Annotated in this window: 7 protein-coding genes; 2 read left to right on the plus strand and 5 right to left on the minus strand. The window is 54.4% G+C overall.

Going from position 1 to position 12,236, the window contains the following annotated elements:
* The first annotated feature begins 518 nt into the window (after positions 1 to 518).
* Both FYZ48_RS15505 and FYZ48_RS15510 read left to right on the plus strand, forming a co-directional pair.
* Positions 519 to 2,102 (plus strand): Hsp70 family protein, encoded by a 1,584-nt coding sequence (locus FYZ48_RS15505; RefSeq protein ID WP_149341894.1) that lies wholly within the window; start codon positions 519 to 521, stop codon positions 2,100 to 2,102.
* A 105-nt stretch (positions 2,103 to 2,207) separates the two neighbouring features.
* Positions 2,208 to 3,245 (plus strand): GspE/PulE/PilB domain-containing protein, encoded by a 1,038-nt coding sequence (locus FYZ48_RS15510; protein ID WP_149341896.1) that lies wholly within the window; start codon positions 2,208 to 2,210, stop codon positions 3,243 to 3,245.
* A gap of 19 nt (positions 3,246 to 3,264) precedes the next feature.
* On the opposite strand, the gene FYZ48_RS15515 is transcribed toward FYZ48_RS15510, so the two are convergent.
* The 5 genes from FYZ48_RS15515 to FYZ48_RS15535 form a co-directional block, all read right to left on the minus strand.
* Entirely contained in the window at positions 3,265 to 4,563 is a 1,299-nt protein-coding gene (locus tag FYZ48_RS15515; RefSeq protein ID WP_149341898.1) for a CNNM domain-containing protein, read from the minus strand.
* A gap of 20 nt (positions 4,564 to 4,583) precedes the next feature.
* Positions 4,584 to 6,350, minus strand: a complete 1,767-nt coding sequence (locus FYZ48_RS15520) for an ABC transporter permease subunit (RefSeq protein ID WP_149341900.1) — start codon at positions 6,348 to 6,350, stop codon at positions 4,584 to 4,586.
* Between the two features lie 84 nt (positions 6,351 to 6,434).
* Entirely contained in the window at positions 6,435 to 7,427 is a 993-nt protein-coding gene (locus FYZ48_RS15525) for a polyprenyl synthetase family protein (RefSeq protein ID WP_145180963.1), read from the minus strand.
* Positions 7,428 to 7,682: 255 nt separating this feature from the next.
* Positions 7,683 to 8,162: a cyclic pyranopterin monophosphate synthase MoaC gene (gene moaC / locus FYZ48_RS15530; RefSeq protein WP_149341902.1), complete on the minus strand. Its 480-nt coding sequence runs from the start codon at positions 8,160 to 8,162 to the stop codon at positions 7,683 to 7,685.
* Between the two features lie 68 nt (positions 8,163 to 8,230).
* Complete coding sequence (locus FYZ48_RS15535) at positions 8,231 to 12,175, minus strand: AAA family ATPase (RefSeq protein WP_149341904.1); 3,945 nt, start codon at positions 12,173 to 12,175, stop codon at positions 8,231 to 8,233.
* Positions 12,176 to 12,236 lie beyond the last annotated feature (61 nt).

Raw genomic sequence — 12,236 nt, forward strand, 5'->3', positions numbered from 1 at the left:
TTTCTGCTTCAGAACCGTAGCAGTTCCCAGACCGCTATCACGAACCAGGAGGGTGTGAACGGGTTCTGAATCTGGCTTAGATTGTAAAGGGAACTTCTCCCAGAGCCAACCCTCACGCCCTCTCCGATTCTGCGGACGCGCGCAGGAAACGATCTCGAAGTCGCGTGCTGAAATGGAAATCGTGCCTCCAGTTATCCCGATCAGCGCGAATGTAGGAATCAGTCAGGAAACGCCCCTCACCATGGCACTGAATTTTTGCCCATAACGATCAAATCCATTTCGTTAAGACTTTGCCAGATTTTAGTTTCACATCGATCAAGTCCTTGATTCCCCATCACCGCGGTGGCAGAATAGGTGAGTTAAACGTTATACAGATTAACTGGATACACCAATCTTGATTTCAGAATCAGATGAAATCGGGAGCGAGTCTTCCTGTTTCGCAACCTGATTCCTGCGATTCCGCTCCAATGTCCTGATCCATGATGAACCCGCTTGATAATCTAAATTAAGGTAGCATTATGAAGTTTGTTGAAGGCCAGACTGTTGGCATCGACCTCGGAACCACATATTCCGCCATCGCCCAACTCGACAAAGACGGGAATCCCATTTCCCTGAAAAACACGGATGGCCGCTCGATTACACCTTCGGTAGTTCTGCTGGGAGAAGAGGGACGCGTCGTCGTCGGCCCCTCGTTCGAACGGACGGCGATCGAAGACGATCCCTCCCGCATCATCGAAGCAGTCAAACGCCATATGGGCGACGATCACTTTTACGTCGTCTATCAGGAAAAGAAGCTGACCGCGGAATTCCTGTCAGCGTTGATCCTGAAGAAAATGAAACAGGATGCGGAAAAAGACATCGGTGCGATCACCAACGCTGTCATCACCGTGCCCTATTACTTCAATGACGTTCGTCGTAAAGCCACTCAGGACGCCGGCCGGATTGCCGGGCTGAACGTGATTGACATCATCAACGAACCAACAGCAGCCACCCTGGCCTATGCCTGGAAACGGAACGAGCTGGGTAATCCCGATGCCATGCCTGACGGCGAACGCACCATTCTGGTTTACGACCTCGGGGGTGGTACATTCGACGTCACAATCGTCCGCTATTCACCTACACAGTTCCGCGTACTGGCAACCGACGGGGACGTGATGCTTGGTGGTCTGGACTGGAGTCAGCGAATCGTGGACCACGTCGCGGAACAGTTCAAGAAAAAGTTCGGCAGCGACCCGCGCGAAGATCCCGTCACCATGCGGACCTGCGTGCAGGAGTGTGAAGACGCCAAGCGGGAACTGAGTCAGAAAGCCCAGGCCCCGGTATCCATTTATCACAAAGGGAACACACTGACAGTCGCGTTGACCCGAGGCGATTTCGAACGCATGACCGCCGACCTCCTGCAGCGTACCCGTGACACCACCGAGCTGGTGATGCAGCAGGCAGGCGTCGAAAAAGGAGAACTGGACGACGTCGTACTGGTGGGTGGTTCAACCCTGATGCCCGTGGTCGAAGAGATGCTCAAGACCGTCTGTGGTCGCGAGCCATCCCGCAGCATGAACCCGGAAGAAGCCGTTGCCCAGGGAGCCGCGATCCATGCGGCCATTCTGGAAGCCCGCGCTACCGGCGGTGAAAGCCGCATGGCCCAGGCAGTTAACAAGCGTCTGCGAAACGTCAGCACGGCAGACGTGAACTCGCACTCGCTGGGTGTAAAGATCACCGATCCCAACGACCGGACTCGGAAGATCAATCACATCATGATCAAACGCAATACCGAGATCCCTGCCAGTGTCAGCCAGAAGTTCGTGACAACTTCCGACAACCAGCAGCGGATTCACGTGATTATTCTGGAAGGGGAAGCCAGTGATCCGGATGCCTGCACCACCATCGGTGACTTCCGCATCCTGAACCTGCCTCCTAACCTTCCGAAAGGTTCTCCGGTAGAAGTCACCTACCGGTATGATGCCAACGGCCGAATTCATGCATCTGCCCGGGAACTGACCGGGAACAACGAATCGGCAACGGAAATTGTCCGCGATTCCGGTCTGGATTCCGAAGGCATTGACCGTTTCGAAGTTCTGGCCAAAGACTACGTGGTCGAATAAAATCCGGGCAGCGGGTCATCTCCGGCCCGCTGCTCCCTTTCTCACATGTGTCGCTGATGTTTTTCAATTCGTGATTTCTCAACACAGAGCAAGGAGTTCTCTCAGGTGGCAATTGACGTCTACAAGGAATGGCTGGGAATCCCGGAAGGAGAACGTCCTCCACACCACTACGATTTACTGCGTCTGGTCAAATTCGAAGATGATGAAGAGAAGATTCGAGCTCACTACAAAAAGCTGAATAATCACGTTCGAAAATACGCCTCCGGAAAATACTCCAACGAATCGCAGGAACTGCTCAACGAGCTGGCTAAGGCCATGCTCTGCCTGACTGACCCGGAACGCAAACGCGAGTACGACGAAAGCCTGGGCCGCGAGTTTGATGAAGATGAACTCACCGGTCCACAGTCCGTCGAACAGGTTCTTGTCGAGCAGGGACACATCACGAAAGAGCAGGCAGCTGAGCTCAAAGATTTTGCAGATCAGCGCGGCTTGACCATGCGGGATGCCGCCGTCCAGATGCGACTGGTCAACGGTGCCACCGCCACACAGGCCATGGCCCGCTCGCAGGGCATGCCTTATATCGACCTGGAGGAAACCCAGCCAGACAACGAGATTCTTCTCGAACTCCCCCAGCACGTCGCTAAACGAAACACGATTCTGCCGCTGTTCATCGACGATGACATGCTGCTGGTTGCCTGTGCGGATCAACCCACCCACGAACTCGAAGATGACCTGCGGATGCGATACCAGGTCCCCTCTCGCTGGGTACTCGCGATGCCCCGCTCGATCAACGAGGGGATCAAAAAGTATTACGCAGCCGCTGAAGAGAGCGAAGCGGAAGAAGAAGTCGCAGTCGAAGAGACCACTTCCAAAAAGTCAGCCAAAGCTGCCAAGCCGGCCAAAAAGCCCGAGAAAAAGAAACCCGCGAAGGGTGCAAGTCAACTCGCACCCGAGCAACTGAAAGAGAGGAAACAGCTCTCCATCATTTTCAGTGGGTGGGCTTTCATCGCCGCCATTCTGATCGACCAGTTTGTTCTGAAACCCTATGTCTTTTCACAGACCTGGCCCTGGCCCTGGGTGCTCTCCACCCTTTCCGTGCCAGCGATCGCGTTCTACTGGATGTCGGGAATGTGGAAGAAATAATCACAGGCTCCCGAGCCTGTCAGTCCTCTTCCTCTGCAGATTCACCGGGTGGCTGAGGCTTGAGTTCCGCCACCAGGTGACCCAATTTGCGGACTTCGATCACTTCCAGTTGATAACCCTGCCAGTCGCAGACATCGCCTACTTCAGGAATGCGTTCCAGTTTTTCGTGGAACATGCCGGCAACGGTCAGCAGACCGTCATCGGCAATTTCATATTCCTGCTGCAGCTTGCGACAGAGGTAACGCAGGGTTGTGATTCCCTCGACGTGGTACACGCCCGGTTCAACTTCACGCACCGGATCGCGGCGTAAAATGCGCCTGGCCCGACTCGGCTCCGGAGACAAAATCGTATCGATGATATCATCAAAGGCGACGATGCCAATCGTTTCCCCGTATTCGTCGACGACCGAAGCGAAGTTACACTCTTCTGCCTGAAACCGGGTGTAAACGTCTGCCAGGTTCGAACACCAGGGCACATGAATGACCCGCTTCGATTTCTTATTCAGCGAGGAAGTAGAAAACGAAGACAGCTCGGCTAAGGAAATAATGCGATCGATCTCTTCCGAATCCACTCCCTGTTTGCGGAGGATAATATAATCGGTATTGGGGGTAATCCGGGTCAGGTCTTCCAGCTGCAGAGGCATGTTGAACGTGAGATAAGTCCCCCGGGGACGCATCGCCTCTTCAACGAGGATTTCCGAAAGGTCCAGAATGTTATGCAGGATCTGCCGCTCGTGGCGAATCACTTCTTCACTCGCCCCTGAAGCATCGACGGCACGTTCCAGGTCTTCGGAATGCAGGTACGACTCTTTCTGGATATGCGGCCAGAAAGTCCGCCGCATCAGACGACTGATTTTCTGTAACAGCGGGATTACCGGGTCCAGCACGCGGATCGAAAATGCCAGCGGCCAGCTGACCAGGATTGCAATTTTCTTGCGGAATACAATCGAAAGACTTTTGGGAAGCACTTCCCCAAACAGGATGATCGCCAGCAGACTGCCCACCGTGAAAAATCCGGCCGCAGCAGTCTGTCCCTCGTCTGCTAATTCCTTGGCTATCACACCGGAGACCGCGAAGTAGGACAGGTTGATCAGCAGGTTCCAGAACAGAACCGCCGTCAACAGGCGATCCGCATCGGCGGCCAGAGCAGCAACAATCTGTTCGCTGGACTTTCCCTTGCTGAACTGGCGGAGCTCAGCACGAGAGAGATAGAAGATGGCAGTCTCACTACCGGAAAAGAATCCGGAGGCACAGATCAGAGCCAGCAGAGCCAGGGCTCCGGGAAACCAGATTGCAATCGTATCAATTAATGCGATCATCGTGAAACGGGACGGCCGCTCTATCCTTTATCGTAAGTAGTTTTTCCCAGGGCAACATCGAACTCAGATACTGCGGGAATATACATGGAAAGCACGGGCAGACCGTAGGCAAACAGAATCGTCACCAGCACACCCAGTGTGCCTCCCAGTAAAAACGAAGTAATAGCATAAAAGGTCAGGAACGGAAGCAGCCAGGCGGAAATCGCCAGAGCCCGCGACGGGTTCCGATGTGTCAGAGCCGAATGCAGGGCGGCACTTCCCACGACGATAAACACCAGAAAGCTCTGCAGCTGCAGGGCAAACGAGGAGCGGGCCTGCACCAGCAGGATCATGAAAATCCCGATCCCGATAAACAGGAAGAACATCGTTCCCAGACTACCGCCGATAGCCGAACGGCTGTTGTCATAGGTCAATCCCATGTGCAGGCCGAGCACGATCGAGAAGATCATCAACGCCAGGAAGCCGATCAGGGCACACAGAAAACCTTCGACCGAAAATGCCCCCTGTGCCACGAGGTAGCACAGAATCAGTACAGGCACCAGGATCAGTTCTTTGCTGTTATAGAAAATACCGCCCAGCTTGCCGAGCACGAATTCCTTCGCGGAAATATCGGTCACCAGCAGCAGTTCAAGTGTTTTACTGTCCTTTTCCGAGGTGATCGACGTCACCGCCTGCGTATTCGCCAGGACGAGGCTCAACCAGGCAATCCCGGCAAACGCGAGCCCCTGGGGCGGAATCACTCCGAGGTACAGCATTCCTTCCGCGGCCGCTTCGGAACTGGTCGCCGACCAGAGCAGGAAACCGGCCAGCAGAAAGTAAGCCAGCTTGATCACAAACACTTTGCGACCGTAGGCCTTCGTCATGATCTCACGCCAGATGACCGGGTTTGACCAGATGGCTCGTGACTTTTCCTTAACGATAACTGGCTGCTGTACAGCCTGGGCTTCCCCTTCTTTTTCTGCTTTGGGGGTCGCTTTGTAAACCGACCGGGACGGATTCCAGACACGCAGCCGGAAAACGGTAAACACCCGCAAGGCGATTCCCAGTACAGCCAGGCTGATCAGTGAAGGCCAGGCACTCACGGAGATCGGAGAAAGACCGGTATTCAGCGAGAGCGGATTCAGAATTTCATACAAGGCCCGGAAAGGATCCAGGCCGGCGATCCAGGGGCGAATTGCTGATGCAGGTCCGACCAGACCGACCAGTAGTTCCACAACTCCCAGAAAGACCACCATCCCCAATACACTGATAGCCAGCGTCTGGAACGTTTTCTCCCGCCAGAACGCCACCAGGGCGGCCCAGCTTCCCGTGGCATACACGGTGATCAGGCAGATCAGTTCCATCCAGAGAATCTGGGCCAGTTCAACGCCTCCCAGCAGATGCAGGAATATACACACGGGGACTGACGCCGCCAGCAAGACGTACACAATCAGCAGACTGGACTGGGTTTTCCCACTGACCAGCTCCCGGTCCTTGAGTTCGGTCATCAGCAGCAGAATCAGGGTGCCGCGGTCTTTTTCCTGCGCAATGCTTCCCGCAGAAAACAGGAGTGTAAAAAACATCACCAGCAGCAACTGCAGAAACGAGATCATCTGAAAGATGAGATTTCCCAGCCGGGCAAATTCACCAATGGTGGTGGTCTGAATCTGCTGCGTTCCCAGGATCGTCTGGCCGGCGGTGAAAATCAGAATGAACACTGCAGCCACATAGCCGGAACGAATCAGGTAATGCCGGATCTGTCGGGGTGACGTCAGTGCTTCCCGAATGAAAATAGGATTGTTGAACAATGCTCTCTGGCCTTTTTATCCGATATACGACTGCAGTCAGTCAGAGACGCCCTTCTCCCCTCGACCGGTTATGTTTTTATGATATTAGATCGATCTCTGGATGGCAAATTCGGTCAGTTCCTCAAGAATCTGTCGTGTGGGTGAAGCGGCACATACCTTGAGCGATTCCCGCGCCTGGCGGGCAAAATCCCGTGCCCGGTTGGCAGCATATTCGATGGCGTCGCTGTTCTTGATGAACTGTGCCAGCCGCGCTTTGGTCTGCGGGTCGGGTTGTGAGAGGATTTCCTGAATCGTCGCCTGATCGGCAGGACTGCTCTGGTCCAGCAGGCGGATCAGGGGGAGTGTCAGCTTTTCTTTCTGCAGGTCTGAACCCAATGATTTGCCCATCTGCTCTTCGTCACCGAGCAGGTCGAGCAGGTCATCGGTAATCTGGAAGGCGACTCCCAGGGCGCGACCATAATCTTCCAGGGCAGTCACCACGGTCTCGTCGGCTCCCGCATACAGGGCTCCGAGCTCGGTACTGATGGCACAGAGTTCCGCAGTTTTCCCGTTGATGATCTGCAGATATTGTTCTTCCGACAAGGCCACGTTACCCCGTTCGTAGATCTGGGCCAGTTCGCCTTCGCAGACCAGATTGGTCGCCCGCCCAATCAGTCGACAGGCGCGGGCATCGCCCAGGCTGGCACTCAGATGGAACGCATGGGTGAAAAGGAAATCGCCGACCAGTACGCTGGTTTCGTTATTCCAGCGGGAATTGACGGTCGCGACATGTCTGCGGATCAGGGCGTCGTCCAGAACATCGTCATGCACCAGCGTCGCCAGATGAATCATCTCGACCACTGAGGCCAGCACATAGTGGCTCTCTTTAATGCCACCCGTCGCGGCAGCGGAGAGCAGCAGCAGGATCGGACGGAGCCGTTTTCCCTGAAAGCGGGTGATATGCTGCAAAACGTCGTGCACGTAAGGATGCTTCGAGCTGACTTCGCTCAAAAAGACTTGCTCTGCCTGTGCCAGTTCACCGCCAATTAACTCTTCGACACGTGCCAGCAGGTCATGTGTCGTAAGATGCTCCCCCATTACAGCCTCACCACAATATCGAATCGATTTCCAGTTTTCGTCTGGCGGTCAGTTATTCATCAAATACGGAACATATGAATCGCTTCCGCGGATCATATTCCGCGACCATTGTAAGCATTCTACCGGCAGATAGGAATGCAAACAGGGGCCTCTGTTGGATTTCGGGGATGAAATCAGACTTTCCCGTCTGCTGGGGTAAGTCAGCAGGGTCAGACCAGCTCAGCGTGAACTATACTGCCTCTTACCGCATGATGCTCAGGCATCTTCGCGGATAAAATGTCCGCTTTTGCCACCCGACTTTTCCACCAGGCGAGTCGGTCCCAGACTCATTCCCCGGTCAACGGCTTTACACATGTCGTAAATGGTGAGTGCTGCAACGCTCACGGCTGTCAGGGCTTCCATTTCCACACCTGTTTTCCCATCAATCTTGACGGTGGCGATGATCCGGATAGTAGTCTCGTTCTGAACTTCATAATCCAGACGCACGCTGCTGATACTCAACGGATGACACAGGGGAATCAGGTCTGCCGTCTTTTTCGTCGCCATGATCCCGGCGATGCGGGCAATCTCAAGCACGTCTCCCTTAGAGACCTGGCGATCCAGAATCAGCCTTTGTGTGGCTGGCTCCATTGTGACGAAGGACTCTGCCACCGCGATCCGCGCGGTCACATCCTTGCCCCCCACATCAACCATGCGGCTGGCGCCCTCGTCATCAAAATGGGTCAGTTCAGACATCGCTACCTCGGCTGTGTCAAAGAAATGCGGTCGGTCCCCTCAACTGGAACCGGATACGCAGCCACTGTTTAAGCAGCTTCGGAGGCCCCGTCACCGCCGGAGCTGGACTGCTTGAAGTGACCATCTTCGCTGATGTCATCAAACCGGACGGACATCCGCTTGGAAACCCCAGACTGTTCCATTGTAACGCCATACAATACGTTACCAACAGTCATCGATCGTTTATTATGCGTGATCATAATGAACTGGGTCGTTTCCTTGAAGTCATCGATCAGGCCGGCGTAACGTTCCACGTTTGCTTCATCGAGCGCGGCATCAACCTCGTCCAGAATACAGAACGGGCTGGGCCGGCTGCGGAAGATCGACATCAACAGCGCCACCGCGGTCAGGGTCTTTTCACCACCGCTGAGCAGCGTCAGACCGCGCAATTCTTTTCCGGGAGGCCGGGCGACGATTTCGATTCCACATTCGAGCACATCATCCGGATCTTCCAGAATGATATCGGCTTCACCACCGCCGAACAGTTTACGAAAGATTTCCTGGAAATGCCCCCGTACCACTTCGAACGTATCAAAGAACAGCCGCTTACTTTCGACATTGATCCGGCGGATGATTTCTTCCAGTGACGATTTGGCTTCGTTGAGGTCATCCAGCTGTGACTTCATATACTCAAAGCGGCATTCCAGTTCGTCCAGGTCTTTCAGACTGTCCGAGTTGATGCTGCCCATCATCTTGATTTTCCGCCTCAGTCGGTTTACCTGGGCTTCAATCTCGGGACGAATTTCGAGGTACAGCTCCGCATTGAAACCCGGTTCAGTCAGCGCATCATCTTCGTTGACCAGCTCGATCTCAACCGGCTCTTCCGGGGTCGCTGCTTCGAAGTCTTCACTGAGTGCATCCTGCTCGATCGCGTTATCTGCTTCCGGATCTGTTTCCTCTATCTGAGCGACTTGGGTTTCTTCCTCAGCAGCCTGTTCCCGTTCCGCTTCCGCGATCTCTTCCAGGTGCTGTTTGAGAATCGATTCACCCGAGGAGACGATCTCTTCCAAAGTGAGCTGATACTCTTCCTCAATTCGCTCGGCCAGCGTCTTGATTTCATGCTCGATGTCGCGCGTCTTGAATTCCTCTTCGTGCTTCTTATCGCTCAGCTCACGACGTTCCTTGCGAATCGCTGCCTCTTCGGAACTCAACTGTTTCTTGTACTGGCGTTTATCATCCCGCAACAGAGTCAGGCTGCGTGCCTGCTCCAGGAAGTTTTCCTGAACCAGCAGCTGTTCATCCAGCAAGGCACGCGTATTCAGAATGTGCAGATTGATCTGGGAATTCTTCTCCAGAGAAGATTCGTACCGCCGATTCGATTCTTCCTGCTGCTGATGACGCTGTTCCGATTCACTGTTGAGACGACTGAAACGCTGTTCCAGACCGGCCAGACGTTCCTCATGCGTCGCCAGCTCCAGCTTGCGTGCATTCTGCTGTTCTTTCAGTTCCTGGACTTCGCATTGCTTATCGAGCAGCTGCTGTTCACCTTCCTGAATCAGTGCGTTCAGGCGATCCAGTTCTGATTCCAGCTCCTGCTTCTCGACCAGCACCGCTTCCGCTTCCGCAGTCAGTTTCGCGGAATGTGCTTCCAGATCGTGCAGGTCACTGAGAACCGTTGCCAGTTCTTCGTTCAACTGCTCCCGTTTGTGTTCTGCCGAAACCTTGGCTGCTTTTTCCGTGGCCAGAGCTTCGGACGCTTCCTGCATCTGCTCCTGGCAGGTACTGCGTTCCCCGTCCACCGTAGACAACAGCTCGTCGAGCTTCTCCAACGCGACTTCGTTATCATTCAGTGTGCGGTCGATGCGAATCAGATCATTCTTGAGTTTTCGCAGTTCACTACGGCGAGTGAAGATCGCTGATTCTCCACCGATCGCCCCAACGAAAATCGACAGGTTATCCTCGACCAGTTCGCCCTGCAGAGTGACGAATCGACACTGCTTCCCTTCCTCGCGGGAGAGGCGAACAGCCGTCTCCAGGGAATCCACGATCCAGGTATCGGTCAATAACAGTTCGGCAAGCTGACGGTTCTGGGGCGTGTCTTTCACCAGTTGATCGGCACGATAAATCACTCCCCGCTCGCTGCTCAGATCCAGTACACCTTCCGGGGAATCCGTCGTTGTTTCCGACTCTGCCGTCGGTACAGCAAAACTCTCTGGAACCAGGGAATCTGCCGACAGTGTGAACCCACTCCCAGCATTCGGTTCGGCTGCATTCGCAGAGGGATGCGTGATAAAACCAACGCGACCGGAAATGGAATACTTGCCCTCTTTCAAAAACTGATAGAGCGGATCAAACTCACTGATTACCAGCAGTTGTGACCGACTGCCCAGAGCGACTTCGAGTAGAGCCGCCTGTTCCAGATCGACATCCAGCAGATCCGCCACGCTCCCCAGGATGGTATTCCAGGGAGGATAGTTTGAGGTCTGGGCGCGGTTCAGAATGTCTTTCACGCCGATGCTCAAGCCTTCCTGCCGACGCTCCAGATCTTCCAGTACGCTTTTGCGAGCCTGGTACGCAGAGCGACGTTCCCGCAATTCGGACAGCTGTTGCGTGCGCTGATCCTGCTGACTGAGCAGATCCTGTTGTTTTTCATCGACGGCAGAGAGTGCCTGTGCGAACTCGGCGACTTTATCACCCGCGGTGCGGAAGCGCGCAGTACACTCTTCGACCACCGCCTCGGCCTCTTCGACGCGTGCTTCCAGCTGCAGGCGTTTTTCATTCGCCTTGGTCATCGAGTTGCTGACAGTTTCCTGCTGAGTCTGCATGGAAAACAGACGATTATCCAGAGCCAGCGACTGCTTGTTGAACTCGTGCATCTGCTGCCGTTTCTGCTGGATTTCTTCGCTGATCGCATCCAGTTCCGCAGTGACTACGGTAATACGTTCCTGGGCTTCCTGCAGTTTTGCCCGCTGCAGTTCAAAGCCGGCTTCGGAATTTTCTTTCTCCTGTGTGACCGCTTCCAGATCCCGCTGGATTTCCGTCGTACGCTTGGCCATCAGAATCCGCTGCTTACGCAGCCGGGTGATTTCGGTTTCGAATTCCGTTTTCCGCTCGAGCTGATGTTCGATGGCAGTCTGGTTGCCAGCGATCCCTTCACGGTGAGAAGCCAGTTGCTTTTCCACGGTGCGGAGCTGATCCTCGAATTCGGATACTTCAGCGTCGATGGCGCCCAGTTTATCTTCGTATTCCTGGTAACCCGCATTCAGTTCATCGATCCGCTTCTGATACTGACCGATCTGGTTATGCAAGGTTGAGAGTTGTGCGGTCAGATGTCGCCAGTCATCAGCAGCCATCCCCATCCAGAGTTTGCGCAGCTCTGTTGATGCCTCACGATATTTTGCCGCCTTGGAAGCCTGGCTCCGCGTTGAGTTGAGCTGGGCTTCCACCTCGTCGACGATGTCCGTCAGGCGGAGGATATTCTGTCCGACCCGTTCCAGTTTCCTTTCGGCGTCCACCTTGCGGGCTTTATAGCGGCTGATACCCGCTGCCTCTTCAAAGACGACGCGCCGGGTAGCCGCGTTAGCCTGCAGAATCTGATCGACGCGTCCCTGTTCAATAATACTGTAGGCCGAGGTGGCTGCTCCGGTCCCCATGAACAGGTCACGGATGTCTTTCAGGCGTACCGGATTCCGGTTGAGCAGATATTCCGAATCGCCGTTCTTCCAGAGACGGCGTCCGATGTGGACTTCTTCGGCGTCGATATCCAGAAACCGTTCGGTATTCTTGAACGTCAACGTTGCTTCAGCATAGGCGTTTGCTTTACGACCTTTGGATCCGTTGAAGATCACATCGGTCATATCTTTGCCGCGGAGGCTCTTGGGACTCTGGTCGCCCAAAACCCACTTGATTCCGTCGACAACGTTACTCTTACCACTTCCGTTGGGCCCGACAACGCAAGTAATGCCTTCCGAAAATTCAAAAATGGTCCGATCGGCAAAACTCTTAAAGCCGAACAGTTCCAATGATTTCAGCATCACTAAACCTTAAACGGGAAATTAAACAACAGACGTCTTAATGAGCAGGGAGTCAGGCACG

The organism is Gimesia chilikensis (assembly GCF_008329715.1).
Classification (GTDB): domain Bacteria; phylum Planctomycetota; class Planctomycetia; order Planctomycetales; family Planctomycetaceae; genus Gimesia; species Gimesia chilikensis.

Excerpts from the sequence above, each read along its gene's own strand:
- moaC (WP_149341902.1), bottom strand. The coding sequence starts at position 8,162 with ATGTCTGAACTGACCCATTTTGATGACGAGGGCGCCAGCCGCATGGTT.
- FYZ48_RS15505 (WP_149341894.1), top strand. The coding sequence starts at position 519 with ATGAAGTTTGTTGAAGGCCAGACTGTTGGCATCGACCTCGGAACCACA.
- FYZ48_RS15525 (WP_145180963.1), bottom strand. The coding sequence starts at position 7,427 with ATGGGGGAGCATCTTACGACACATGACCTGCTGGCACGTGTCGAAGAG.
- FYZ48_RS15515 (WP_149341898.1), bottom strand. The coding sequence starts at position 4,563 with ATGATCGCATTAATTGATACGATTGCAATCTGGTTTCCCGGAGCCCTG.
- FYZ48_RS15535 (WP_149341904.1), bottom strand. The coding sequence starts at position 12,175 with ATGCTGAAATCATTGGAACTGTTCGGCTTTAAGAGTTTTGCCGATCGG.